The sequence below is a fragment of the Nonomuraea sp. bgisy101 genome, assembly GCF_057708945.1.
Map to the genome: position 1 here is coordinate 128,753 of NZ_JBYITD010000023.1, position 25,930 is coordinate 154,682.

At 69.9% G+C, this 25,930-nt stretch carries 24 protein-coding genes; 10 read left to right on the forward strand and 14 right to left on the reverse strand.

Translation table 11 applies throughout. The features are described from left to right. The first annotated feature begins 34 nt into the window (after positions 1-34). Positions 35-1,306: an MFS transporter gene (locus AC3EO4_RS36230; RefSeq protein WP_431899938.1), complete on the forward strand. Its 1,272-nt coding sequence runs from the start codon at positions 35-37 to the stop codon at positions 1,304-1,306. Beyond that, positions 1,303-2,340, forward strand: coding sequence for a TolB family protein (locus AC3EO4_RS36235; protein WP_431899939.1), 1,038 nt, complete (start codon positions 1,303-1,305; stop codon positions 2,338-2,340). Before AC3EO4_RS36230 ends, AC3EO4_RS36235 begins: the two co-directional genes overlap by 4 nt. On the opposite strand, the gene AC3EO4_RS36240 is transcribed toward AC3EO4_RS36235, so the two are convergent. Both AC3EO4_RS36240 and AC3EO4_RS36245 read right to left on the reverse strand, forming a co-directional pair. After that, entirely contained in the window at positions 2,313-3,263 is a 951-nt protein-coding gene (locus AC3EO4_RS36240) for a hypothetical protein (RefSeq protein ID WP_431899941.1), read from the reverse strand. The two genes, AC3EO4_RS36235 and AC3EO4_RS36240, sit on opposite strands and share 28 nt — an antisense overlap. 27 nt (positions 3,264-3,290) lie before the next feature. Beyond that, positions 3,291-4,178 (reverse strand): TrmB family transcriptional regulator, encoded by an 888-nt coding sequence (locus AC3EO4_RS36245; RefSeq protein WP_379575451.1) that lies wholly within the window; start codon positions 4,176-4,178, stop codon positions 3,291-3,293. A gap of 925 nt (positions 4,179-5,103) precedes the next feature. On the opposite strand from AC3EO4_RS36245, the gene AC3EO4_RS36250 reads away from it, so the two are divergent. The 3 genes from AC3EO4_RS36250 (at position 5,104) to AC3EO4_RS36260 (ending at position 7,436) form a co-directional block, all read left to right on the forward strand. Continuing rightward, on the forward strand, positions 5,104-5,298 hold the full coding sequence (locus AC3EO4_RS36250; protein ID WP_379575452.1) for a helix-turn-helix transcriptional regulator: 195 nt from the start codon (positions 5,104-5,106) through the stop codon (positions 5,296-5,298). After that, entirely contained in the window at positions 5,288-5,668 is a 381-nt protein-coding gene (locus tag AC3EO4_RS36255) for a hypothetical protein (protein ID WP_431899942.1), read from the forward strand. Before AC3EO4_RS36250 ends, AC3EO4_RS36255 begins: the two co-directional genes overlap by 11 nt. 304 nt (positions 5,669-5,972) lie before the next feature. Further along, positions 5,973-7,436, forward strand: a complete 1,464-nt coding sequence (locus AC3EO4_RS36260; protein WP_431899944.1) for a serine hydrolase domain-containing protein — start codon at positions 5,973-5,975, stop codon at positions 7,434-7,436. An 810-nt stretch (positions 7,437-8,246) separates the two neighbouring features. On the opposite strand, the gene AC3EO4_RS36265 is transcribed toward AC3EO4_RS36260, so the two are convergent. From AC3EO4_RS36265 to AC3EO4_RS36290, 6 genes are all read right to left on the reverse strand, one after another. Next, positions 8,247-9,257 carry a TerC/Alx family metal homeostasis membrane protein gene (locus AC3EO4_RS36265; protein WP_431899945.1) on the reverse strand — a complete coding sequence of 337 codons (1,011 nt, stop codon included), beginning with the start codon at positions 9,255-9,257 and terminating at the stop codon, positions 8,247-8,249. A gap of 862 nt (positions 9,258-10,119) precedes the next feature. Beyond that, on the reverse strand, positions 10,120-10,653 hold the full coding sequence (locus AC3EO4_RS36270; RefSeq protein ID WP_431899946.1) for a hypothetical protein: 534 nt from the start codon (positions 10,651-10,653) through the stop codon (positions 10,120-10,122). A gap of 194 nt (positions 10,654-10,847) precedes the next feature. Continuing rightward, positions 10,848-12,005, reverse strand: coding sequence for an alpha/beta hydrolase family protein (locus AC3EO4_RS36275; RefSeq protein WP_431899947.1), 1,158 nt, complete (start codon positions 12,003-12,005; stop codon positions 10,848-10,850). 12 nt (positions 12,006-12,017) lie between these two features. Further along, a complete protein-coding gene (locus AC3EO4_RS36280) occupies positions 12,018-13,439 on the reverse strand; it encodes a S41 family peptidase (RefSeq protein WP_431899948.1) in 1,422 nt (473 codons plus the stop codon). Further along, the gene (locus AC3EO4_RS36285; protein ID WP_431899950.1) at positions 13,436-14,497 is read right to left on the reverse strand and encodes an ABC transporter permease; all 1,062 of its coding nucleotides are present in this window, start codon (positions 14,495-14,497) and stop codon (positions 13,436-13,438) included. Before AC3EO4_RS36285 ends, AC3EO4_RS36280 begins: the two co-directional genes overlap by 4 nt. Further along, on the reverse strand, positions 14,494-15,384 hold the full coding sequence (locus AC3EO4_RS36290; protein WP_431899952.1) for an ABC transporter ATP-binding protein: 891 nt from the start codon (positions 15,382-15,384) through the stop codon (positions 14,494-14,496). Before AC3EO4_RS36290 ends, AC3EO4_RS36285 begins: the two co-directional genes overlap by 4 nt. Before the next feature lie 176 nt (positions 15,385-15,560). Between AC3EO4_RS36290 and AC3EO4_RS36295 the strand changes: the two genes are divergently transcribed. Further along, a complete protein-coding gene (locus AC3EO4_RS36295; RefSeq protein ID WP_431899953.1) occupies positions 15,561-16,217 on the forward strand; it encodes a response regulator transcription factor in 657 nt (218 codons plus the stop codon). Positions 16,218-16,220: 3 nt separating this feature from the next. Further along, positions 16,221-17,438, forward strand: a complete 1,218-nt coding sequence (locus AC3EO4_RS36300) for a sensor histidine kinase (RefSeq protein ID WP_431899955.1) — start codon at positions 16,221-16,223, stop codon at positions 17,436-17,438. Between the two features lie 1,283 nt (positions 17,439-18,721). On the opposite strand, the gene AC3EO4_RS36305 is transcribed toward AC3EO4_RS36300, so the two are convergent. From AC3EO4_RS36305 to AC3EO4_RS36320, 4 genes are all read right to left on the reverse strand, one after another. Beyond that, positions 18,722-19,315, reverse strand: a complete 594-nt coding sequence (locus AC3EO4_RS36305; RefSeq protein WP_431900012.1) for a LuxR C-terminal-related transcriptional regulator — start codon at positions 19,313-19,315, stop codon at positions 18,722-18,724. A 53-nt stretch (positions 19,316-19,368) separates the two neighbouring features. Then, positions 19,369-20,526 (reverse strand): sensor histidine kinase, encoded by a 1,158-nt coding sequence (locus AC3EO4_RS36310; RefSeq protein WP_379575702.1) that lies wholly within the window; start codon positions 20,524-20,526, stop codon positions 19,369-19,371. Further along, positions 20,526-21,347: a hypothetical protein gene (locus AC3EO4_RS36315; RefSeq protein ID WP_379575459.1), complete on the reverse strand. Its 822-nt coding sequence runs from the start codon at positions 21,345-21,347 to the stop codon at positions 20,526-20,528. Before AC3EO4_RS36315 ends, AC3EO4_RS36310 begins: the two co-directional genes overlap by 1 nt. 716 nt (positions 21,348-22,063) lie before the next feature. Continuing rightward, complete coding sequence (locus AC3EO4_RS36320) at positions 22,064-22,933, reverse strand: LysR family transcriptional regulator (RefSeq protein WP_431899957.1); 870 nt, start codon at positions 22,931-22,933, stop codon at positions 22,064-22,066. 75 nt (positions 22,934-23,008) lie between these two features. Here AC3EO4_RS36320 and AC3EO4_RS36325 point away from each other — a divergent pair, with 75 nt between their 5' ends. From AC3EO4_RS36325 to AC3EO4_RS36335, 3 genes are read left to right on the forward strand one after another with little or no spacing between them, the layout of a single operon-like run. Beyond that, positions 23,009-23,656 (forward strand): hypothetical protein, encoded by a 648-nt coding sequence (locus AC3EO4_RS36325; RefSeq protein ID WP_379575461.1) that lies wholly within the window; start codon positions 23,009-23,011, stop codon positions 23,654-23,656. After that, on the forward strand, positions 23,653-24,156 hold the full coding sequence (locus AC3EO4_RS36330; RefSeq protein WP_431899959.1) for a hypothetical protein: 504 nt from the start codon (positions 23,653-23,655) through the stop codon (positions 24,154-24,156). The genes AC3EO4_RS36325 and AC3EO4_RS36330 overlap by 4 nt, the downstream gene beginning before the upstream one ends. 54 nt (positions 24,157-24,210) lie before the next feature. Further along, entirely contained in the window at positions 24,211-24,510 is a 300-nt protein-coding gene (locus AC3EO4_RS36335) for a hypothetical protein (RefSeq protein WP_431899960.1), read from the forward strand. Positions 24,511-24,603: 93 nt separating this feature from the next. On the opposite strand, the gene AC3EO4_RS36340 is transcribed toward AC3EO4_RS36335, so the two are convergent. Beyond that, entirely contained in the window at positions 24,604-24,726 is a 123-nt protein-coding gene (locus tag AC3EO4_RS36340; protein ID WP_431899962.1) for a hypothetical protein, read from the reverse strand. Between the two features lie 323 nt (positions 24,727-25,049). Continuing rightward, the gene (locus tag AC3EO4_RS36345) at positions 25,050-25,919 is read right to left on the reverse strand and encodes an SDR family oxidoreductase (protein WP_431899963.1); all 870 of its coding nucleotides are present in this window, start codon (positions 25,917-25,919) and stop codon (positions 25,050-25,052) included. Between the last annotated feature and the right edge of the window lie 11 nt (positions 25,920-25,930).

Genomic DNA, 25,930 nt, shown 5'->3' on the forward strand with positions numbered 1-25,930 from the left:
ATCTCCTCAGCTCGTGTCCCAGGAAAGGTGAACCGTGTATCTGTCCACGACCAGGGCCACCGGGAGCCCCGCCACGGCGGCCGGGCGCCTGAGATCCGCACGCGTGCCCGCCACCGTGGTCGCCCTCGGCATGGTGAGCTTCTTCACCGACGTGTCGGCCGAGATGGTGACGGCGTTCCTGCCCATGTACCTGCTGTACGGCCTCGGGTCAGGCCTGCTGCACCTCGGCCTGCTCGACGGCCTCTACACCGGAGCCAGCGCGCTGCTCCGGCTGGCCGGCGGCCATCTGGCCGACCGGTCCGCACGGCCCAAGGCGGTGGCCATGGCCGGCTACGGCCTGTCGGCGGTGAGCAAGCTGCTCTTCCCGCTGGCCGGCGGGGCGGTCGCCGGCATCGGCGCGGCTGTCGCCGTCGACCGGGCGGGCAAGGGGCTGCGGGCGGCTCCTCGCGACGCCCTCATCACGGCCGCCACGCCTCCACGAGCGCTGGGCGCGGCCTTCGGCGTGCACAGAGCGCTGGACACGGCCGGGGCGCTGCTCGGCCCTGTGGTGGTGTTCGCGCTGGTGGCGGCCGTCGGAGACGCCTACGACGCGGTCTTCGTCACCAGCTTCTGCCTGGCCATGATCGGGGTCGTGATCCTGGCGTGCTTCGTCCGTGACCGGCCCCTCATGCCCGAGGCCGGGCTCGTCCCCGGCCGTGCCGGGCGACCACGGCTCTCCCTCCGGGAGGGCCGGCGGCTGCTGTCCAGGGGCCCTCTGCGCCGGGTGACGGTGTACGCGACCACGCTGGGGCTGGTCACGGCCGGAGACGCCTTCGTCTTCGTCGGTGTGCAGCGGCAGACCGGGCTCGGCGCCGCCACGCTGCCGCTGCTGCCGCTGGCCACCTCGCTGGTCTTCCTCGTCGCGGCGGTTCCGCTGGGCAGGCTCGCCGACCGGGTCGGCGGCTGGAGGGTGTTCGTCGCCGGACACGCGCTGCTGGCGGTGGCCTACGCGCTCCTCGCCGCCGCGTGGCAGGGGCCGGCGGTCGCCCTGTGCGTGCTGTTGCTGCACGGGCTGTTCTACGCGGCCACCGACGGGGTGCTGATGGCTCACCTCGCTCCTCACCTGCCCGAGGACCTGCGTGCCAGCGGCCTGGCCATCACCCAGACCGGTCAGGCGCTGGCCCGCATGGGCGGCACGATCGCCTTCGGCGCACTCGCCGCGGGCTGGGACCTGCGGGCCGCGTTCGCGGTCTTCGCCGCGCTGCTCGTCGCAGTCCTCTCGCCCGCCTGCATGTTCCCGCCCCGCGCCGAGGAGGAGCTGTCGTGAACGACCACCACCGCAGGATCGTCGCGGGCCTCTGCTCGATCGCGGCGCTCGTCGGCGCGGGCGGCGGCTACGTGGCCTGGGCGATGGCACGCAACCAGCAGCCGGCCGCGGCCGGCCTAACCACAGCGGGCTCGGGCACAGCGGGATCGAACACAGAGGGATCGGGCACGGCAGGGTCGGGCACGCTCTTGTTCCTGGACCACGGCAGGAGCCTGGCCCAGGTGCCGGTCACCGATCCCGGCGCCGCGCCGCTCCGCCGCGGCCGGACGTGCCTGCGCGCCTACACCGCCGCCGGCACCACGGTCTGCCTCCGGACGGTCGCCGTACCCGCCGGCTTCGAGGCGGCGTTCCTGCGCGGGGACCGGGAGATCGCCGAACCCGTCCGCGTCGACGGCACGCCCAGCAGGGCCCGCGTGTCCCCCAGCGGGCGCCTGGCGGCCTGGACGGTCTTCCGTACCGGAGACTCCTACGACCCCGGCGGCTTCGCCACGACCACCGGCGTCTACGACACGAGGACGGGAACGCTGCACGGCTCGCTCGAGGACTTCACCGTCATCGTCGACGGCAAGCCGTACCGGCGGGAGGATCGCAACTTCTGGGGTGTGACGTTCGCCGCCGACGACCAGACCTTCTACGCGACGCTGGGCTCCGCCGGCCGGATCTGGCTGCTGCGCGGGAACCTGGCCACCCGCACGCTCACCGCGATCGGCCGTGACGCGGAGTGCCCCTCGCTGTCGCCCGACGGCAGGCGCCTCGCTTACAAGAAGCGGGCAGGAACACGCTGGCGGCTGCACGTCATGAACCTGGCCTCCGGGCGGGAGATCCCGCTCGCCGAGCGGGCGGAGGTGGACGACCAGGCGGCCTGGATCGACGACACGACCGTCGCCTACGCGAGACCTGACGGCGAGGCGGGCGTCTCGCTGTTCGCCGTGCCCGCCGACGGGACGGGTGCGCCGCGCCTGCTGCGCCGCGACGCCACCTCGCCGTCGGTGGTCCGGCCGTCCGGTCAGTCCCACTCCCAGGCGACCCCGTGAATGCCGGGCTCAGGATCGAAGACCGTGTAGGTGGCCGTGCCCGTGCTCCCGATCCACAGCTCCTCCGTCGTGACCCTGGGGTGCGCGACCGACGGCTGGTAGAAGCCGCGGCACAGCGCCGGCAGGACCGCCGGGTCGAACACCACCTCCACGGTCAGCTCCCTCGCACCCGGCACCACCCTGTGGGCGGTGTACAGGTCGAGGTGGCCGGGCGGGAAGGCGAGCACGTACTCCGCCACCGTGGTCGCGCCCTGCGGGAGGATCCGGTCGAGGATCATCTCGTGGACCTCGAAGCCCGTCTCCGGGTCGCTCCTGACTCTGCCGGCCCGCCACCCCCTAGCGTGCTCGATCACCGGACCCGGCACTCCGGCCATGTGGAAGCGGTGCACCATGAGCGCGCGCCTGACCTGGGGACGCCTGGCCTCCAGGACCACCTGTGCGAAGACCGAGCGGATCTGCCGGTGCGCGTCGAGCCGTACCAGCGAGCTGCGCCGGCGCTGGAGCAGGTGCGCCAGACAGCCCGGGGTCGCCTCCACCTGCGCCAGCACCCGCACCAACCCCTCAGGCCTGGCCCAGGACCGGTCCGGCCGCGGCAGTCCCCGCTCCTGGTTGCCGGTCCAGCGCCCGCGCGGCCGCGGCGGCCCGAGCAGGCCGACCAGCGACTCTGCCGGGACGCCGAGCACCTGCTCCAGAGCGCGCAGCGCCCGCAGCGACTCGGCGCGTTCCGGCTGCGTGCGCCCCGACTGCCAGTAGCTCAGCGCCGTCCTGCTCACCGTGATCCCCTGCTCGCGCAGGCGATGCCGGAGGCGGTCGAGGCTCAGGCCGCAGGCCTGGATGGCCAGCCGCAGCGCGACGCTGAACGGCCCGGCGGCCAGCGCCTCGTCGCGGGACCTGCGTAACTCGTCAGGCGACCGCTGGTTCACCGCCGCGCTCCCTTCCACCGCACCGGGCTACAGCCAGCCCCGCTGCGCGGCCGCGACGGCCAGCTGGAACCTGCTGGTCGTGGCCGTCATGGCCATGAGCTGCTCCAGCCGACGGTAGAACGTCCTACGGCTCATGCCCAGGCTCTGGGCCGCCCTGGCGTCGCTGACCCCGGCGTTGAGCAGGACGAGCAGCCTGCGATCGGCCGCTCTGATGGACGGTCCTGTCCCGGCCGCCAGATGCAGCGGGATGGCCGCCTTCCAGCAGATCTCGAACAGGCCGACCAGCGCCTCCAGCAGGCCTCCCGAATAGACGATCGTCAGCGTCGCGTCCTGCCCGTCTTCGGGCCTGGTCAGCCACGCCAGATCCCTGTCGAGAATGGTCATGTTCACCGGCAGTTCCACCGCGGCCCGCGCCTGTTCCCCTGCCTCCACGCATGGCGTGACGTTCTGCTCCAGATACCCGGGCAGTTCCAGCGACTCCCTCGCGTAGACCACCCGGTAGGCGACACCCCTGCCGAGCTGCTCGATCTCGGCCCTGTTGACGGCCCCGAACAGGTGCGGCGGGCGGTCGAGCCGCCGGATCTCGTGCCGGACTCCGTTGACGAGTTGGCGGATGCGCAGTTTCACCGCCGGGCCGGTGACCACCTCGACCGGCGACTCGACGTCCGTCCTGCGGACCGACCTGCGATGGGTCTCGAAGGCGTGACCCACGGCGATGCGCGCCCGCTCGACGTCGGCCTGCCGCCGCCGTACCAGGGCGTCGAGGCCCACCTCGGGCACGACCGCGCGGAAGCAGTCGCCCGCGTCGTGCCGTCCCACCAGGCCCCAGGTGGTGAGCTCCTTGAACGCGGACCGCGCCTGCTCGGGTCTGATGTCCAGAGCTTCGGCCAGCGATGCCTCGGTCGCGTGCCGCATCGAGAGCAGGTGAACATAGACCCGAGCCACTTGGGGCTGTAAGCCGAGAATGACCAGGTGACTGCACAGATCATCCGGTTCCACGCGATCACTATAAGTAGTCCGATGGCCATATGTCGGCTATTTCAGCCGTGAGAGGGTGTGCCGTACCGCCTCGCCTGCCGTCGCCGTGGCCGGCGGTGGTCCGCCAACGCCTGGTCGGCCGCATTCAGGGCGAAACGCCTGGAGGCGCTCCAGCCTGGGCCGGGCGACCGCGGGGAGCCGGTGGTGGCGCTCGGAGATCCCGGGCAGCGGCCACATGGCGCGGGCGAGCGCGACAGGGTCGCCCCAGGGCTGAGCAGCACCTCATGAAGATCACCCCGTCCCGGAATCGCCGATCAGACACAGCGGCAGATGCTTGCGGCGTCGCGGCCGGGGCCCTGGCGCTCCCGCTCGGTCCCCTCTGACGCTCGTCACCGCGTCCCTCGGGATGCGGTGACGCAGGTCGCTCCGCGCGTCGGCAGGCAGGGCGCGAGGGAGGCACGTTCCCGGGGATCCCGGCGGCCGGCCGCCGGGGATCGCCTCCGGCGTGCCACAGCTCCTCTCACAGCCTGGGGGTCGAACCGACCGAGCACCGGACGCGCCGCCACCCGGACGGGCGGCCGTTGTTCACCGGGGCGATACCGACGCCGCCACCTGGGCGCCGGGGATTCTCCCGTCGCCGAACGTGGCCGTCGGCGATGGGCCGCCGCAGGCGTGTCCGCTGCGGCCTGCCCCAGGCGTCTCAGCGGCGGGCCGCCACACGCGTTGGCGGCGGCCACCTCGCGTGTGCGGCCCATGCCGGTCGACCACGTGCGCGTGCTCGCGAAGTAAAGCTCGCTTGACATCCGAGCGGTGTCAAGGATACTTTCCATCAGAGGGTCGAGGTAAAGGGAGCTTTACGTTTGTGGACAACGACATCAGAGAGTTGCGCAACGCCGCCGGGCTCTCCCAGCAGGCCCTCGGGGAGCGTCTCGGTGTCTCCAGGCAAACGATCAATGCCATCGAGCAAGGCCGATACGACCCTTCGCTTCCGCTCGCCATCCGATTGGCCCGGTTCTTTGGCCGATCCGTCGAGGAGATCTTCCACTGTGACGACTAACCGCTGGTTCTTCCCGGTGATCTGCCTCCTGCTCGGCCTGCTGATGGGCGTGCCGGTCATGGCCCGCGGTGACGTCGTCGTCGGGCTCGCGCTCGTCGGGGTCATGGTCGGTTACGCCACCTTCCTGCTGCTGACGCGCAAGCGCAGCGAGACCACCGCCATGCTGAGCGGGGAGTTGGGCGACGAGCGGCGCAGGCTCAACGAGCTGCGCGCCCGCGGCGCCATGGCCCATGTGCTCAGCACGGTGCTGATCGGCGGGTTCTTCGTACAGCTCTGGCGCGGGGAGGATGCCACGCCGTTCGCCCTCCTGGCAGCCGTCGCGGGGGTGTCCCATGTGGTCGCGCTCGTCTACTTCTCCCGTCGCGGCTGACCGCCAGAGCTGACCCGCCGCGTCCCGGCTGCCATCTCCCGCCGCGCCCTGGCGCTCCCCTGTGGCCGGTATCCGCCGAGCACGCATACCGCCTGGCCGGGGTGGTCAGGCGGGCGACCCCGCGCCGCCTGCTGGGAGGAGTCGCTGTTCCCGCGCCGCTCACCGGGTGAAGGTCGCGGTTCCGTCGCTCGCGGACCGGCTCCGGTGGCGAGCCGTGCCGCGTGGCGCGGACCGTGCGGTACCCCCTGGGGCCGATCACAGCAGCCGAAGCGATTCGATCCGATCTTGAGAGGGGATGCGTTCCATGTTTCAGCGGAGTGGCCGTGGGCTGACACCAGGCCGGCTGACGTCCGCCCTTGTCGCGGCGGGGCTGGCCGCCGTCGTGGCCTTCGCCGCCGCGCCAGCGCCGCCGCGGCTGGGGTCCGCGACGACCGGCGATCAGGCGCTGGGCGAGGCAGTACGGCGAGCGGCCGGATCCGACGGCTACCGCGCGCTGTCCGTGGCGCTGATCGAGAACGGTGTCGTCCGCACGGCGGGCGTCGGCGACATGGGCGGTCCCGCGCCACGCCCTGTTGACGCGTCCACCCTGTTCGAGATCGGCTCGGTCGGCAAGGTGCTCACCGGCATGGTCCTCGCCGACATGGTCGCGAGAGACGGACTCGACCCGCGTTCTCCGGTAGCCGGTCTCAAGGGCTCGATCACCTACGAGGAACTGGCCAGCCACCGTTCCGGCCTGCCCAGGCTGGCCGGTGGTCTCGGCCCGCTGGTACGGGGGGCCGCCGCGAACTACACCCACGGCAACCCCTACGCCGGACAGGGCGTCTCCGACGTGCGCGAGGCGGCCGGCACCGCCGAGCTCTCCGGGCGCGGCACGGTCGCCTACTCCAACCTCGGCATGTCCGTGCTCGGGCACGCGCTCGGCGAGCGAGCGAGGCTGCCCTATGCCGATCTGCTGAAGCGGCGGGTGCTCGAACCGCTCGGCATGAAGGCCACCACCACCTCCACTCCGCCGGCGGGCAGGGCGCACGGGTACGTGGAGGCCGGGCACGAGGCGGCCCCATGGACGAGTGACGGCTACGCCCCGGCGGGCATCGGCGTCTGGTCCACGAGTGCCGACCTCGCCCTCCTGATCGACGCGATGCTGAAGGGCGGCGCCCCGGGGGCCGACGCGGCGACGCCCCGCTTCACCGACGACGACACCAGCCGCATCGGCTACGGCTGGTACACGACGACGACCGCGAAGGGCCAGGTCACCTGGCACAACGGCGGCACCGGCGGCTTCCGCGCATATGTCGGATTCGACCGCGCGGGCGGGCGGGGCGTGGTCGTGCTGGGCAACACCGACAAGGACGTCGACCACGTGGGCCTGCGGCTGCTCGGCCACGACGGGCCCCGGCCCGCGTCCGGCGATCCGCTCCTCCTCACGATCACCGCCGGGCTGCTCCTCGCCGCGCTCGTGACCTCGTGGGAGTTGGCGACCCGCCGCACGCCCACCCGTAACCGCCCCCAGGCCGACCGGCTCGGGATCGTCAGCGCGACGGCCAACGCCGCCCTGATGCTCTGGGTGGCCTGGTTGGCCGGAGCCTGGGGCACGGTGCCTTTCGCCCTGTTCATCCTCGTGGCGGCGGCCACCGCGGCGGGCACGGCCCTGCATGTGGCCCGCTGGCGAGAGCTGCCCACGGCAAGGCAACGCGGTCGCTGGCTGCCCACCGCCTTCGGCCTCGTCCTCAATGCGGTGATCGTCGCGCTCCTCGTCTTCGTGACCTGACACCTGCCGCCCGGGCGATGTCCCGGCGATGTCCCGGAGCGTCTGGACGGGTCCACGTGGAACAGGCCGGAGGCTCGTATCCCCTGGCGTGGCGGCGGGCGATGGATATGGAATCTCGACAGGGTCGTGGGGGTGTCTGCCGAGCCGCCCCTGATGGTCTGTTGGAGCGAGCGACACCCTCCTGCCGCTGTCGGACAGGGTCAAGCCGATCCGCGGCGCCCCCACCGCGAGCCCGGCGGCCGTCATGCCGACCGCGGCCACGACCACGACCACGACAAGTACCGCCGCCTGCCGCGGCACCGCGGGATCAAACCGGTCATCGCCTGCCGCGGCAACCCGCACGGATCGGGGCCGAGGCGGACTGCGCGGGGTCGTGCCGCCGACCGCGACGAGGATGCTGACCGTGTTCGGCGCACACCCCAGCCCATCCTGCAGAAGGCGAACGGGCGTGTCAGGTCGGCGGCGGTCCCCACCAAATCGTAGGCATCCTGGCGGACGAGGCCGTCGACGGCAGGCCCGAGCCGAGGCCGACAGCGAGCGACATCACGACTCTCCCTTCGCCTCGCGGTGGCATGCGATCACGAGGACGAAGGTCTTCCCGCACCCTGCGCTTCAGGCGACAGGGCCACCCCGCCGGGCCCTTGGGAAAGGCCGTGGTGACGATCGGGGTGACGATCGGCTGTCGGACGGCGGGTACTCCCCTCCGTGCTGTTTTCCACTATCCGCCCGGCCCGCCGCGGGGTCAACGCCGCAGAGGCCGGATGGGCTGCCACGTGACGTCACGCCATCGCGGCGGCCGCGAAGCCGAGATCAGTGTTGGTCATGCGCGGAGACGTGCCGGACAGAGCGGCGGTTGGCGTACACGCTCGTGACCGTGACGGTGACCAGGACCGCGACGATCACCGTCAGCGAGGCCATGGTCGGGATCTCCGGTACCCAGGTCCAGATGCCGTGGGCCCAGTGCAGGACGAGCTTGACGCCGATGAAGGCCAGGATGAGGCCGAGGCCGTGATTGAGGTGGCGCAGCTTGGCCAGAACGCCCAGAAGCACGAAGTAGAGCGCGCGCAGGCCCAACAGCGCGAAGGCGTTGGTGGCGAAGACGAGGAACGGGTCTTCGGTCACGCCGTAGACGGCCGGCACCGAGTCGACGGCGAAGACGATGTCGGTGGCGAAGACGGCCACGATGGCCAGCGCCAGCGGGGTCAGGGCGCGGCGGCCGCCAACGCGGACGATCAGCTGGGAGCCGCGGTAGTCGTCGGTGACCGGCATGAAGCGCCGCAGCAGCCGGATGGTGCGCATGGAGCCGATGTCGACTTCCTGCTCCTTCCCTCGCAGCGCCTCCTTGAGGATCTTGCCGGCGGTGACGATCAGGATGCCGCCGAACAGGAGGAATGCCCAGGTGCCGCTCTGCAGGACGGCCGCGCCGAGCGCGATGAAGATCGCGCGCAGCACCAGGGCGCCGATGATGCCGTACAGCAGGACGCGTTGGGCCAGCTCGGCCGGGACCGCGAAGGCGGTCAGCAGCAGCATGAACACGAACAGGTTGTCCACCGACAGCGACTTCTCCACCACGTACCCGGTGAAGAACTCCACTGCCACCCCCGACCCGAACGCCTGCCACACGTAGAGGCCGAAGACCAGGGGCAGCGCCAGGTAGAAGACCGACCATCCGAGCGCCTCCCTCATCCGCACCTCGTGCGGCCGCCGCGTCAGCGTGAAGTCCATCGCCAGGAGCAGCGCGAGTGCGGCCAGGGTGACGGCCCACAGGAGTGGTGAGCCGATGGTTTCGAGCTCGGTCAGTACAGTCGTCCGCCCGGACAATGGAGCCTCCTCGAACGCGTTTGGCTGTTCGAGGTCTCCTTCACCCGCATCAGGCGGGCGGCCGTCCGGGGACGCTGCTGGAGGTCCGTATTGACCGGGCCGGCGCTTGGGAAGTACTCCCCTCGCCTTTCAGGTTAGGCCAACCTTCGGGCACACTCCAACCGTTCATGAAGGATGGGGATCGTCGACCGCGGTCCGCGACATGCCGCGGACGTACGTCCCAGCAGCAGCCCGATGGTCCTCACACCTCCGTGCTGATCATGGAAGCCGGGGACGCCTCGACGTGTTGTGCGTTCGCGTGAGGGAAGGCCTCCGCCGATCGCAGAGCCGGGACACACCAGCGTGTCCACCAACCAGGGGGAAGTTCCAACCCTTCCCTCATCCGTGCAGACCGCCAGCGTCCGGGAGTTGTACGGTTGATTGATCGAGATTGATTACACTGACGGCTGTATTGCGCCTGGCCTCGGTGGATGGGGTGATCTTGGTCAATGGGCCGGGCGATCGACTTCCTCTTACTCGAGATGATCGGTTGACCCTTTCGGTCGTCCCGCCGCGTGCCATCGCCGGGCCCGACACGCCCGGACAAGAAGCTCAACAACCGTCGTTGTCAGCAGGTCATGGCGTTGAGCTGCGAGAGCATGGCCTTCATGAGCTGAGAAGGGGAGGTCCGCTGCTGTGGCACTTGCCGACGCGCCGGGCCGTACAAAGCCCACGGCACCCCGGACGCGACGACGGTCCGTCCCAGTCGCGGGTGCTGTTCGCCAGCCCATCCAGGCGTGGAGGACGCGACCGGTCGGTCAATCGCGAGACTTCGGTTCCCAGACGCCTTCGGCCACCAGTGTGTCCGTCCGGCGGATCACGCTCAACTGCCGCCGGTCTTGCTGGGGGTCATGCTCGGGATGTTCTGCGGCTGGTGCTGCTTGCAGGCCTGCTCGGCCTTCTTGAACCGCGGTGTGTTGGGGTCGTTGTCGTCGAGTTTGAAAGCGCCGCTTCTGTCGGGGTCGGGGAACGACGGCACGCCGTTGCTGCGCATGCACGCGGCGTACGTGCGTTTGTCCGCCGTGGACCAGTTCTCGTCGGTGTTGTTCCGCAGAAATGGAGTGGGCATGACGTCTTCGCAGGCTTCGACGGCCTTCTTGAACGTCGGGGAGTTGAGGTCGATCCCTTCTCCCATGCCCACGCCCGGCGCCGGGTCCTTGAAGTCCGGCACGCCGTTCTCGCGGACGCACTTGGCGAAGGCCACTGAGTCGGCCTGCTTAAGCATCGCGGACGTGCCGGATTCATGGCCGCTCCCGCAGGCAGCGCCGGCCAATGCGACGGCGGCCAGCGCGACGGCCGGCGCGATGCTCCTGCGCGAGCGCTTCTGTTTTGTGGCGTTTTCCATGTCGATCTCCATCGCGTTTGTGTTGGGGTCGCCCGGACGCCGGGGCTACCCAGGCGGGGCTGTTCACTTCTTGGGTGCGGGTGTGCCGTCGCAGCTGCTGCCGATGAGGCCCGGTCGGCGCGCGGTGTCGCTCTCTTTTCGCGTCTTCTGAGCCTGGGCGAGCTGTGGTCAACATCCCCCGGTGGCTTCAGGGAGCGTGTCGGGCATCAGGATTGACCGCAATTCTCCGGGCAAAGCTTGACCTCCGGGTACTGCGTTGACGGCTTGTCCAGGAGTGGCTGCCGTCGCGCCTTCAGGTGCTGGTCGAGGAAGGCCGCCACGTATGTGCGGGCGATCTCGGCGCTGCGCTTCGCGGGCAGGACGCCGTAGACGGGCTTGATGCCGAGAGAGGGCCCCACCAGCGGAATGTCAGTGAACGCCTGGTGGTCTGTATCCGTCACCACGATCCAGCGCTTCCACCCGGTCAGCAGCTTCCAGTCACGGTCCCACGAAGAGTCGCTGCCGCCGGGGACGTGCTGCCCCGAACCGATGAACATGAACGGCCGGGAGAATCCGCTCTTGGGGATCCGGGCGTAGGTGCTGCCGTCCATGTCGATCCCGGCACGTACGCGGGAGTCCTTCACCATGGCCGCCATGGCGCCGGACCCGCCGATCGACTGGCCGACCATCGCGATCCTGGACTTGTCGATCAGGCCGGAACCGTCCCACTTCGCTGGCAGCTGGTCGAGCACGAAGGAGACGTCGGCCGCCCGGCCCTGGACCACCCTCGTGCCGAAGCCAGGGTCGGTGTCGCTGTCGCACGCGAGGCACTCTGCGGCCCGACCATCGGACAAGGTCGTGACGTAGCTCTCGTAGGTGTGGTCGATCCCGGCCACTACGTACCCCCGGCTGGCCAGTTCCTCCGCCAAGGTCGTGAGTGAGCTCAACGGCTTGGTGAAGCCGGGAGAGAGCACCACCAGCGGAAGCTTCTTCCCCGCGGGTTCGGCGTCCTTGATGGCGTTCGTCCGCGTCTTGCTCAGCGTGTCAGACGGCACACCCGTGATCTCGGAGCCCTTCAGGAAGAGCTCCGACTCCTTCGGCGTCATGTACGGCGCCCGCTCCCCGTCCTCCTGCTCGGTTGGATACCACAGGGTGACCTTGAGCTCCCTGGTTTCGGCGTTGAGGTTCCAGGGATCGGGGCGGGAGGTGTCGTTCACATACAGGATGGTGGTGCCGACCGGATGGTCGCCGGTAGGCGCGGGCAGGACGGCCGGACCGGTGGGCGTGGCCGACGGGCTGGTAGCCGACCGGGGCGGCGTGGGCGCGGAGCAGGCGGACGCGGCGAAGACGACCAGCCCTGCGGCGATTGCCAGGATCTGTCTCATCGAGAGGTCCATTCACTTCTCCAGTAGGGTCAGCGCCTTGGCCAGGGCGGGGTCGCGCCCGGCGGCCGCGTCCTTCGGGGTCAAGGGCACATGGTGGTCGGGCGGCACGCCGATCCGGTCGAGCGTCTCGCGGTTCGGCCCCAGGTGATGCCTGGTGGGGAAGGCCAGCATGGTGTTGTTCCTGAGCTGGAACGGCTCCGAGGGGCCGGAGATGACACCGGCAGTCCTGGTGCCGACCAGCTGGCCGATGCCCAGGTCCTTGACCGCGGAGCTGAAGTGCTCGCACGCCGAGGCGCAACTGCGGTCGGTGAGCACCGCAAGCGGCAGGTTGAGCAGCTTGACGGTGCCGTCGGTCCGCAGGGCTTCGCACTTGGCGTCCACAGTGCACAGGTAGGCGGTGACCTTGCCATGGACGAAAGCACTCACCAGCCGGATCGCTTCAGTGGCGCTGCCGCCGCCGTTGCCTCGCAGGTCCAGCACGACACCAGTGAGCGTCCGGCCGGCGCGCAGCCGGGAGATCGCCTTGAACACCCTGTCCCCGGCGTCGGGAGCGAACCCGCGCAACCGCACATAGGCGATACCGTCTTCCAGAAGCTTCGACGTCACCCCTTGCAAGGCGGCCAGATCCCGCTCGTAAACGCCGGGCTTGAGCGTCACACTCCAGCGGCGGCCGGTGCTCTGCCGCAAAAGCCGCAGCTCGACCGGTCCGGCTTCGGGGTACTGCGGGTAGAGCGCGGCGATCGCGTTAGTGGGCTTCCCATCGAGGAAGGGCGCTGATCCGTCGATCGATTCGATGATGTCACCCGGACGCACTCCAGTGGCCTGCGCCGCGCCGCCCTCCACGGTGGTGACGAACAGCGGGGGAAGCGCGGCGCCGGGGTTGCCGTTCACCTGAGGTCCGTTGACGCTCGCCTGAAGACCCAGGCCGTAGCCGTCACCGTCATAGTAGTCGGGGGGCGCCCCTCCGACGTCGTGCACCCACCTAGCGTGATTGTCGCCGAGGGCGGCCACGATGGCCTCAAGGGTGACGACGGCCAGCTTGTCGCTCAGGTCGGGAACCTGAGCGGTGACCTTCCGATAGACGGACTCGAAAGCGGTCCAGTCGGCTTCCCGGTCACCGGTCAACGCCGGCATGGTCGCCTCGGACACATCACGCCCGCTGAGGTTGAGTTCCCGCGTCAACGCGATGAACCCGGCGGTCAGCAGCGAGCGGGCGTCCAGCGTGGCGCCGCTGTAGTAGTTGCCCAGAATGCAGAAGTACGCCTGCTCGATGACGTCGATCGTGGTGGGCGTCTGTGCCGGAAGGCGGCCCTGAGGCGACGCGCAGACCGTACTGCCTGCCGCGCTCGACTCGCTGCGCGGCGCCGTCGGCGCCGTACAGGCCGCGGCCAGCAGGAGTGCGAGCCCGGCGGTCGCGGCCCTGTAGACGGTCATGACAGGCGCCTCCGGATCCACCAGAACGACAACCACGTCAGACCGATGGTGAGCAGGGCATAGATCCCGGTCTCGATCCACTGGAACAGCCAGAAGCGCTCAAGGGGCTGGTAGGTCACCTGCTGCCGGTAGCCGAGGCGGTTGACCTCGCCCAAGCAGCCGTCCCCGGCGCCCGCCGCCGCACTCCCCGGTGCGCAGGGTCCCGACGTCGAGGAGACATTGACGACGGCTCCGGCGCCGCCGCTGCCGCCGGATATCACGCCTCCGGATGGGTCGAGCAGTTCGTTGGTCAGGACCCAGGAACCCGGATGGCCGGGAACGGCCTCCCTCAAAAACAACCGCGGGGCCGCGCCTCCCTCCCGGGGGATGCTGAGGCTCTCCATGTTCACCATGCCGAGCTCGAAGGTCGCGGTCACCGGGACCATCAGATGGGGACGGACCATCGTCGGCAAGGCGAGCTGGATCGCTGCGAAAACGGCCAGGGTGAGGGCCATGGCGGGCAGCGTGCGGCGCACCACCATACCCACGGTCACGCCGAGAACGAAGGCGAAGGCCGCGTACCCCATCGGGGCGATGCCGCGCGCACCGAACACCAGGGGAGCCATCAGGGCCATGCCCTCGGCGGCCGACTCGTCCAGAGGGTCGGACCACCAGGTCACCATCAGGCCGCACAGGCCGGCGGCGGCCACGGCCACCAGCCCGGTGAGCCCGAGCTTGACCGCCAGCCAGCGGCCGCGGGTGATGCTCTGGTTCCACACCAGCAGGTGTGTGCCCGCCTCCAGCTCGCGGGTGATCAACGGTGCACCCCAGAAGAGCCCGACGAGGGCGGGCAGGATCAGCACGACGAGGGTCAGGGCCATGAACGGGAGGTTGTACTCGCCGAAGAAGCGGTTGTAGAAGTTCTCGCAGGTGTTGTCCGTGGCGCAGTCGGCGATCCCTGCGGAGTAGGCAGAGGCCAGTCCCGGGCCGGTCACGGCCAGAGCGACGGCGAGTACGCCGAGTACGGCGGCCATCATCGCGGCCGAGCCGCGGAACTGGCGCCAGGTCAGCCAGATCATCGCTGCACCTCCAGCGCGGCTCGCCGGTTGTCGGCGGTCTGCTTTTCCATGTAGGCCAGGACGAGGTCCTCCAGGCTGAGCCGGCTGACCGTCCAGGCGGGGTCGTGGATCGGGGCGTCGGTAAGGACCACGAATGTGCTCTGCTGCTCGGTGTGGCGCGCGGAGATCACGTGCTGGTCGGCGGGGACCCGGTCGGGGTCGCGGCGCGGGCCGGTGAGCCGGTGATGGGTGGCCAGCAGCCTGTCGACCTCCCCGGCCACCTGCACGCGCGATTCGACGAGCACGATCAGGTAATCGCATGTCCTTTCCAAGTCGGAGACCAGGTGGGAGGAGAGCACCACGCTGAACTGGTGCTCGACGGTGGCCTCCATCAGCCCCTGCATGAACTCGTGGCGGGCCAGCGGGTCGAGCGAGGCGACCGGCTCGTCCAGGATCAGCAGCTCGGGCCGTTTGGCCAGGCCCAGGGTGAGGGCGAGCTGGGCGCGCTGGCCGCCGGACAGCTTGCCCGCCCGGTGGGTGGGATCGAGACCGAGCCGCGCGATGCGCTCCCGCGCCATGATGGCGTCCCAGCGGGGGTTGAGCCGTGCCCCCAGTCGCAGGTGATCGGCGACGGTCAGTCCCGCGTAGACGGGGGTGTCCTGGGCGACGAACCCGACCCTGGCCAGCTGCGCGGGCGTGCCCGCAGGCCGGCCGCCGAGCACGGTGATGGCGCCCGCCGTCGGTTGGAGCTGGCCGCCGGCCAGCTTCAGCAGCGTGGTCTTGCCGGCTCCGTTGGGCCCCACCAGCCCGACGACGTGGCCCGCCGGGATGTCGACGGTGCACTCGCGCAGCGCCCAGCGCTTGCCGTATTTCTTGCCCAGCGCCTGGGCCTGCAGGACAGAAGTCACGCTATGTCCTCCTGAGTGGTGGTCCGAAAGGTGGTCATGAACAGGGCCTCGATGCTTTCGTCGTCTAGGCCGGCCCGGCGGGCCTTGCCAGCGATCACATCTACCGGCCGGCGCTTATCGGTGGGCGATCGGCGGACCATACGTGTCCCATATGCCGGTGTTGCGATACTGCCCGGATGCGTGTGCTCTTGGTCGAAGACGAGCAGCCCCTCGCCGGGTACATCGAGGCCGGGCTGCGCAAGCACGGCTTCACCGTCGATGTCGCCCTCGACGGCCAAAGCGCGCTGGACAAGTGCGAGATCACGCCGTACGAGGTGGTGGTCCTGGACCGGGACCTGCCGGTCGTACACGGCGACGTGGTGTGCCGCCGGCTCGTCCAGCGGGGGGTGTCGCGGGTGCTGATGCTGACCGCATCCAACGCCGTTGAGGACAGAGTAGGCGGGCTGATGCTGGGCGCGGACGACTACCTGGGCAAGCCGTTCGCGTTCTCCGAGCTGGTCGCCAGGGTGCACGCCCTGGTACGGCGCAGTGCACCGGCCCGCCCGCCGGTGCTGCGCGCCGCAGGCGTGACCCTGGATCCGGCCCGGCGGAGCGCCGAGCGGGACGGGCAGTTGCTGCGTCTGACGCCCAAGGAGTTCGGCGTGCTCGAGCAGCTGATCGCCGCCAGCGGTGATGTGGTCAGCGCGGAAACCCTGCTGGACAAGGTGTGGGACGAGTACGCGGACCCGTTTACCAACGCGGTCCGGATCACCGTCGGCACGCTGCGCCGCAAGCTCGGCGACCCGCCGCTGATCGAGACCGTCACCGGCGCCGGCTACCGAATTGGAGGATGAGGCGTGGTCCGACTCAGGATGGCCCGGCTGACTGCCCGGGCCCGGCTCACTCTGCTGCAGACCGCCCTGGTGCTGGCCGCCGGCGCCGCGCTGACCGGGCTAACCTACCTGCTGATGCGCCGCGGCACCTTCTTCACCCGCCTGGACCGGAGCGGCACTGGCCCATCGGGCACTCCCCCGCCGATGCCGACAGCCGTGGATCTGCAAGTTTTCGCCGACCGGGTGCAGACCGCCACTCTGTCCGCGCTGCTGCCCCAGGCCGTTCTGGCGCTCATCGTGGTGACCGCCCTGGCCGCCGTACTGGGCTGGTTGGTGGCCGGCCGGGTGCTGCGGCCGATCCGCGTCATCTCGTCCACCGCCCGGCGCCTGTCGGCCGAGAACCTCACCGAGCGGGTGCCGGTCACCGCTCCCGCCGACGAGCTGGCCGCTTTGGCGGGCACAGTGAACGGGATGCTGGACCGCATCCAGCGCGGCGTCTTCGAGCGGGACCGGATCCTGGACAGTCAGCGGCTGTTCACCGCCAACGCCGCCCACGAGCTGCGTACGCCGCTGACCACCGCGCGCACGGCGATCGACGTCACCCTGGACGGGGATCCCAGCCGTGCCGAGCTGCTCGCGATGGCCGGCGACGTGCGCGGCGCCGTCGAGCACGTGCAGCGTGTCCTGGACGGGCTGCTGCTGCTGGCGCGCAGCCAGGCCGGGCTCGCGGCGCGGGAGCCAGTCGACCTGGCCGCTGTCGCGGCCGCCGCCCTCAACGCCGCCGGAGCGCGGGCGGCCGCCGCCGGCGTCGCCGTACGATGCGAGCTCCGGCCGGCGCCGGTCAGCGGCGAACCGGTCCTGCTGGAACGGATGGTCGGCAACCTGGTCGACAACGCGGTCCGCTACAACGTGGCGGGCGGGCGGCTGGTCGTCGACACGGGTAAGGCGGGCGGGCGCGCCATCCTGCGGATCTCCAACACCGGCCGCCCGGTCCTGCCCGGCGAGGCGGAGACGCTGCTGGAACCGTTCGTGCACGGGCAGGGCACCCGCGTCCGTACCGACGGGCTGGGGCTGGGGCTATCGATCGTGCGCGCGGTCACCCTCGCTCACCGGGGACGGATCACGGTCGCCGCCCGGGCCGGCGGCGGCCTCGACATCACCGTCGACTTCCCGCAGAACCCGGTGACGAAGGACGCGAAATCGCAGGACACCGATTCGCTTCAGGAAATGACCCTTCCGTGAAGTTATTTGGTCTCGTGTCTTCCCAACAGCCCAGCTCGGCCGTTGCGCCTGCCGGATAGAATCGCCGCAAAATCACTTCACGAAAGGTTGTCGGCCTGTCGGGCGAGCTTGACCCGGCCGACGACGATCTTGGGGTGCGCTGCGAACCAGCCGCCGCTTGTGGCTGGCGGCGCTCTCGCACCTGATACCCCGCCAACGCTGGGAGAATGTATTCCCGATAACGAGATGACGGCAACCGTCGCCGTCCCGGACGGCCAACCACCGCGCCTGGGGTCAAGGCACTCATCCTGCGCATGGCCGCGGAGAACCCCCGCTGGGGCCATCGGCGCATCCACGGTGAACTGACCCGCCTCGGCCACAAGACCGCCGCCTCGACCGTGCGGAACATCCTGAACCGGGCCGGGATCGGCCCCGCTCCGCGCCGCAGCGGGCCGACGTGGAAGCAGTTCCTGACCACTCAGGCCGAGCACATCGTCGCCGTCGACTTCCTGCACGTGGACACCGTCAACCTCACACGCCACCCTACGCCGCGACCTCCTGGACTGGATGCTCATCCTCAACGAGCGCCATCTGCGCCGAACCCTCACCCGCTACTTGAGCACTACAACACGGCTCGGCCTCACCGCGGCATCGGACAGTTGTCCCCGTCGCAAGCGAAACCGGACGCCAACCCCCATCGACCTGGCCGGCCACCGAGTCCACCGCAGATCCATCCTCGGCGGCCTCATCAACGAGTACCGGGTCGCCAACTGAAACCGCCGAGAACCGGCAGGTCAGACACCGAAGCCTATTATTGAGCCCCATGGGGCGGCCAGGAGTTCCAGGACCTTGCCGCGCCGGTCGGGACTGGACAGCTACACGCGGACCGTGACCAGATCCAGTAGGCGAACAGCCACAAGGCGTGAGCTTGTCCGCGCTGGCGGACTCAGTCAAACCACAACTCAGAGGGTCATAACGGCGTCTTGACGCGGTACAGGGTGAGGATGTCGAGGTCAGCCAGCGGGTCGGGTGACAGGCGTGATCGTCTCGTTCTTCGGGGTCAGCTGGGGTCCGGGTTGGCGAGTCAGCCTCGATTTGAGCCGGATCATCCAGGCCGCCGCTGCGGCTCTCGTCCTACTTCAGCTGAAGCCCGGACGAATCCCACAAATATCCTGTCGCAGATCATCGCAAATGATCTTGAAAGCGAAGCCTTCGGCCCTATGCCATCGAGGCCGCCTCTCTGGCGAGACAGCGACTTCCGCCGCTATCGACTCTCCCGGATCTGGCCGCGATCCGTGCAGAGCTCATATGCGGGGCACCTGGCCGTGTTCGTAGGCCCATATGACCGCCTGGACGCGGTCGCGGAGCTGGAGCTTGGCCAGGATGCGACCGACGTGGGTCTTGACCGTGCCCTCCGAGAGGAAGAGGCGCCCGGCGATCTCGGCGTTCGTCTCGCCCTGCGCGATGTGCTGGAGGACCTCCCGCTCGCGGTCCGTGAGGGGAATGGACGGATTGGCCTGCAGCGGCAGGGTGGGGGCGACGTGGTCGAGCAGCCGCCGCGTGGTGGAGGGTGCGATGACCGCGTCACCCTCGTGCACGGTCCGGATGGCCGCCACGATCTCCTCGGCGGGCGCGTCCTTGAGCAGGAACCCCGAAGCGCCCGCACGGAGCGCGGCGAAGGCGTATTCATCCAGGTCGAACGTAGTGAGCATGATGACCTTGGGCCCAGCCCCGGTCCCGGCCAGGAGCCTGCGGGTGGCTTCCACACCGTCGAGGACAGGCATCCGCACGTCCATGAGCACCACGTCGGCGACGACCTTCCCGAGCCTGGTCAGGGCGTCGAGGCCGTCGCGCGCATCCCCCACGACAGTCATGTCGCCCTGAGCCTGGATGACCATGATCGTACCGGTACGGACGAGGTCCTGATCGTCCACCACAAACACCCGGATCGTCACACTGCGCCCTTCTGGTACGGCAAGCGGGCCGTCACCACGAAGCCCCGCTCCTCTGCGGCTCCGGCGAAGAGCGTGCCACCGACTGCCAGCACTCTCTCGCGCATCCCGGCCAGCCCGTTGCCCGGCGCCGTGCCCTCGGTCGGCACGGGAGCCCGGCCGTCGTCCGCCACGGTCACTTCCAGGTTCACCGGCGTCCACGACAATCTGACCGACGAGCTCGCTCCGCCGCCCGCGTGCTTGAGCGTGTTGGTCAACGCCTCCTGGACCACCCGGTAGAGCGCCAGCTCCGCCCCCGGCCCGATCGGCCGGGCCCTACCGGAGGTGGTCATGGTCACCGCGAGCCCGGCCGCGCGAGTCCGATCCAGCAGCTCCGGGAGTTCGGGCAGGCCCGGTTGCGGCCGGAGATCGCTGGCCTCGGGGCCGGCGGCGGTGTCCGCGCGGAGCACACCGACCAGGCCGCGCATCTCGGTGAGCGCTTGGCGTCCGGTCTCCTCCACCGTGGCCAGCACCTCGGTGGCGCGGTCGGGGATCAGTCGCCCACCTCTGGCCTGGGCGACGATGACGGCCAGGGCGTGGGCCACCACGTCGTGCATCTCGCGGGCGATCCTGGCCCGTTCCGCCAGGGTGGCCTGAGCGGCTGACACGCTGGCCTGTTCCTTGAGGAGCTTGACGTAGGCGAGCTGAGTCCTGCGGTACAGGCCAAGCCCCCAGGCCGCCACCACGATGGCCACCAGGAGACCCAGCAGCATCCACGGATTCGGTCCCAGATGGGCGGCCGCGACGCTGGAGTCTGTGGCGAACCTGGCCGCGGCCAGTCCCGCCCCCGCCAGTCCCACGACCACGGGTAGGTACGACCTGCCGTACGCGGTGCAGGAGTAGAGGGCGAGCGGGAAGATCACGACGGTCGGCAAGACGATGAAGAGCCCGGTCACGACTGCTTGTACGGCCAGCGCCACGGCGATCACAAGGAATGCGCGCAGGTCCCGGCGGAAGGCGAATGCCACATGCGCCAGCAGGCAGGCCGCCACCAGGATCGCTGCCCGCTCCCCTGGCAGCGACAGCACCGCCACCACGACCGAGAGCAGGAACAGCGGTACCCCGACCACGAACGCGGCCACAGCGTCGAACGTGTGCGCCCCCGCCACCCACCGCATCACCGCGTGAGCACCCTGGCGGTCTGCCGCTGGTAGGCCAGGGTGGCTCCGGCCACCGCGAGCCCGAACAGCAGCCAGCTCCCGTATACGCAGGAGACCATGACGACCGCTGAGGCGTCACCGAGCGGCACCGGCCCGTCGGTCACGCCCATGAGCTGCGAGAGGGTGCCGAACACGGACATGCTCCCCATGGTGCTCAACATAGCGGCTCCCGTCCAACCGCCGAACAGCACCAGCCTGCGCGGAAGCCGCCTCCCCCATGCCTGAACAAGGGCCAACGATCCGATCGCCCCGATGGCCAGCATGATCAACTCGCCGTACGGAAGTCCCTCGGAGTAGTCGGCGGGGCGCAGGAACGACCCGCCCAGCGACCAGTACAGCTTGACCGTCGGATAGATGAACCCGAGCGCGAATGCCGTGTAGCCGAGCCACGGCCCGCTCGGCAGCTGGGTGCGCCGCAGCACCAGCGTCCCAACGAGCCCGGTGGCAGCGAGACTGAGTGCTCGTCTCGCCATCCCAGGCCCGTCCACCCGGGCGAACTCCCCGGCCGGTATCTCGGTCACCACGAAGAATGCGCGGAAGCAGTCGAGCACCAGGCCACCCGCCGACCAGAGCAATAGCACCGACGAGAGCCAGCCCACGACGATCGGCCGTTCGAAGACAGCGAAGCCCGCACCGGCCAGGGCTGCGGCTGCCGTCACCCAGTGCGGTGCGAACCCGGTGGTGTAGGACAGAGTCGGCAGCGCGTCTGTGGCCAATGCGGCGATGAACGTGAACACGGACGCCGTCAACGCCGCCATTTGGAGTCTGGATAGTCGCATGCCTCCAACGATTCCGCCCGGGAACGGCTGCCGCGTCTGCACCGAGTCCACCAAGGAGGTGACTTGCGAGGTATTGACAGATCCGTGTTACAGCTCCAGGACCCCTGGGTTCGTCGACCGTGACGACCTGGCCGTAGCGACAGGGCCTGATGTGGCCGGTGCTCGTTGTAGTGGCGCCCGTATTCGGCCAGAACCTTGTCGCAGGTGCCGCTCACCGTGAACTAGCAGGTGATCGAGGCACTCCCGCCTGAGCCTGCCGACGCACCGCTCGGCGAAAGCGGTTGCCCATGGCGAGCGCGGCGGAATCTTGAAGACGTGTGCACATCCGCGCCGGCGAGCACCCCGTCAAATCCCCAGCCGAACTTGCCATGCCTGCCGTGAGCATGCCTTGCTCGCGTACCGGCACCAGCTGCTCGATGGTGTCGATGCGCCACTTCAGGCCCTGGTGCGCTTCGTGGTAGAGGGCCCAGGTCCGGTGGATCGCGGCGGTGCCCTGGCGGCCGACCCAGTCCTCGCCCGCCTCGGCGATGGCCGCGTCGAGCCCGGGGCGCGTCCTGGTCAGGGCCTATTTCCCGCCTCCATCCGGCGGATCAGATCCCCACGAACTCCCCCATGAACCCTCCCAGAGGGTGTGGTTACGGGGCGGAAGTCAAGCACACCGGCGGTTCGGGGTAGACGCGTTCGAGATTCCCATAAACAACCGGAATCACGGGCCCTCAGCGGAACAGGGAGCGGAAGTTGCGGACCAGCGGGTTCGGGTCGCCGGTGCGCCAGGTCAGGTCCAGCGTCACCACCCGGGTCGGTGGGGCCAGGGGGCGGAAGGCCACGTCGCCACGGCGCAGGCGGGCCACCGACTCAGGCACGACGGATACGCCGATCCCCGCCGCCACCAGGCCCACGATGGTCTGCATCTGCACGGCCTCCTGCACGATCCTGGGCTCGAAGCCCATTGCTCTGATGATCTGGTCGTGTAGTGCGGGTCCGTGCCGGCGGGGGAACATGACGAACGGCTCGCCGGCGAGGGCGGTGGGCGGGAGTGACGCGCGCGGAGCGAGGGGGTGGTCGGTGGGGAGGGCGGCGAGGAGCAGTTCGCGAGCCACGGTGTGGGTGGTCAGGACCTCGGCGGCGGGTCCGGCGAGCGGAGCGTGCAGGAGGCCGACGTCGAGCAGGCCCTGCCGGAGCTCCTCGGCCTGCTGTGCGGTGGGCAGCTCGCGTAGCTCGACCTGGACGCCGGGGTAGCGGGCGCGGAAGCGGCGAAGCACGCGCGGGAGAGTGAGGTTGGTCGCCGAGCCGACGAATCCGATCAACAGCCGGCCTGCCTCTCCCCTTCCGACCCGGCGGGCCGACTCGGCTGCGAGGGCGGCGTGGATCAGGCTCGCACGGGCCTCGGCGACGAACGCCTCGCCCGCGGGGGTGAGGCTTACCTGCCTGGTCGTGCGTTCGAACAAGCGCACGCCCAGCTCGTCCTCCAGCTTGCCGATCTGCTGGCTGAAGGGTGGTTGCCGCACGCCCTCGCGGAGCGCGGCCCGGCCGAAGTTGAGCTCCTCGGCAAGAGCGACCGCGTAGCGCAGCTGCTGAAGGTTCATATGTCACTGATATTAATCGGCCCGGATTTAGCTCTGGGTCGGGTCTAATCGTGTCGGGTGGTGAGGATGGCTGTCATGAAGTCGATGATTGTCGGAGGCGCTGCCGTACATCTCCTCCTCGGCACGTTGCATCACGGGTGGGAGGACTTCAGGACGGAGCGGCCACTGTACGTGTCCGGGACGGTGACGGAGGTCAGGTGGGGCAACCCGCATCCGGAGGTGCGGCTGCGGGTGGCCGCCCCGGTGCGGTTGCCGTCCGGGCTGGCCAGGCGCTCCATCCCGCCCGAGCTGGAGGAGCTCGGTGGTCGGGACGTGTTGCGGCGTGCCCAGCCGTTCGACGGTCGGGATGCGGAAGTGGTGCTGGTCCTTGCGCCGGTGGAGCGGCTGACCGCGTGGGGTATGCCGGACGAGGTGGAGGAGGGTGAGCGGCTTGAGGCCGTCGGGTATGTGCATCGCGAGCATGCCGACGAGATCCGGCCGGAGCTGTTGGTCAGGCAGGACGGGCGAGCGATCAGGCAGCGCTCGGTCCCGTTGCCGGAAGGCCCGCCGCCGGCCGCCGCCTCTTCCGGTTCGGCGACCGAACCCGCCGAGGCTGGCCCGGCTACCGGCTCCGGCAACGCCGGTTCGGGGCCGCTTCCCTGGCTCGTGGGGGGTGCCCTTCTGGTCGGCGGTGCCACAGTGGTGGCGGTGCGGGCAGGGAGGAAGGGCGGCAACGGCCGATGATGCCGGAGGCGGGCGGCTGGGTGGACGTGCTCATGTGGCTCGAGCAGACGTGGCCGGCCGAGTTCGTCAGGGTGACGCCGTGGGTGTATTCGTCGTTGGAGATCGTGCACCTGCTGGGGCTGGCGCTGCTAGTCGGCCCGGCCACCCTGTTCGATATGCGGCTGCTCGGTGCGGGCCAAGACGCTGTGTCTGTGGTGGCGGCGGCGCGGCGTCTGCTGCCGGTCGCGCGGGCCGGGTTCGCCGCGGCGGCGCTGTCCGGGGCCGCGATGTTCGCGGCCGGGGCCCGGGAGATCGCGGGCACCGGTGCCGCGCCGGTCAAGCTGACCCTGCTCTTGGTAGCCGGGGTCAACGTCGCGCTGTTCCACCTCGGTGTCTATCGCAGGGTGGGCGAGTGGGACGGCGTCCGTCGCGCACCGGTAGCGGCCAGGGTGGCGGGCGCCGTCTCGCTCGTCACGTGGGCAGGGGTGGTCGCCTGCGGGCGGCTGATCGCCTACACCTGAGCAAGCGTCCGGTGGCGTCCACCCCGATCGCCTGCACCTGAGCCGGCCCCCATCGTGTCCTCCCCGATCGCCTACGCCTCGGCCGCCATCCGATCCCGGCTGAACACTGCCGACAGCCTGTTCCCCTCGTGGGATCGCAGCATCCCGAGCAAGGACAAGACGACCTGGCGCGACCCGGCCGTTGCCGACGCCTATGTCAAGGCGGCCCTCGCCTCCGACCCGACCAGCGCGAGCCGTACCCATGCCAGCTTCCGCTCACCGTCTGGCGCTCTGGAGGACAGCTTCTATCTCGCGCCAACTCTGGGACGCCAGCCACATCACTGCGCCGACGCTGATCCTGCGCAGCGAACGTGACTTCCGGAGCCGTCCTGAAGACGTCGTGACCCTTCAGCGTCACTTGGTGCACGCCGAGGAAGTCAGGGCGGTGGAATTGCCTGACGCCACACACTACGTGCACCTCGACCGTCCCGAGCGCGGCCCGCGGCGGCCCGCGCGGTTGGGGTCGTCGGGACGCCAGGCCAGGTCGAGCGTGACGACTTTCGTGACCCGGCCGAGCGGGCGGAACACCATGTCCGCCCGTCCTACCGTGGGAACGGACTCCGGCACGATCGCCCTGCGCCCAGCTATGACGTGGGCAAAGCCGTCAAACGTGGACTCACCATGGCCGCTCGACAACGGTCCGGAGGAAACAGCGTTAGTAATGGAATGGGCCAGGCTGCTGGCGGGCACAGATCGTCGGGCGCAAGTACTGAAGATCGGGCAGCGGGGGTTCGTGGGCGCGGGACACTGGGTGTCCGCCGAGGGGATCGCTAGAAAGGCGGGTCTCGCGACCTTCGGAAGGCCGACGAGTGGTCATGGTCTACGCCGGCAGGGTCCGTCGGCGTTTGCGAGCATCAGCTCGACTGGAAGAACTGCCCGGAGTTGGCGGCCAGGAACTGCGCGAACGTTCTGGGTTCGCGGCCGCTCAGTTCCCGCACCACGGTGGTCGTCGGCTCCAGCCTCCCGGTCGCCACCTGCCGGGAGAGCTCAGCGACGTCTTCGGCGAAGTGGTCCGGCAGCCCTTGTGCCCTCAGCGCGGCTGCCAGCTCTTCAGGAGTCAGGTCGATCTGCTCGACGGTACGGCCCAGCGTGGTCGAGAGCTGCTGAGCGATCTCAGCCTGAGTGAGCGCCCGCGGCCCGGTCACCACGTACGTCCCGCCTTCGCCGTCCGGACCAGTCAGCAGGGCGGCCGCGCAGGCGGCGATGTCGTAGCAGTCGACATATGACACGCCGGCGTCGCCGTACGCGCCGATGAGCTTGCCGTCGGCGGTGAAAGTACCGGCCCCGGTGACGAAATTCTGCATGAACCCGCTGGGCTGCAGAATCGAGCAGGAAAGCCCGGACGCCTTGAGGTATTCCTCAATCTCCCAGTGCGCACCCTCGGCCAGCCGCCCGCCCCGGTGGGCGTGCCAGACGGAGATCTTCACCACCCGGGACACCCCGGCGGCGCGGGCCGCATCGATGGCGGCCCGCTGCTGGCGGATCATCGGCTGCTCGCCGTCCACCGGCTCAGCGCCACCCGCGTTGAGGAACAGCCGGTCCACGCCCTTCAGCGCAGGGCCGAGCGAGGCGGGATCGTCGAAGTCGCCCACCACGAAGTCGCAGCCCAGGGCTTTCCCCTTGGCCTCATCGCGCACCATCGCCCGGAAGGGGATGCCGCAGTCGAGCAGGAGACGGACGAGGTGCGTGCCGATGGAGCCGGTGGCTCCGGTGACCAGGATCATGAGCGCCTTCT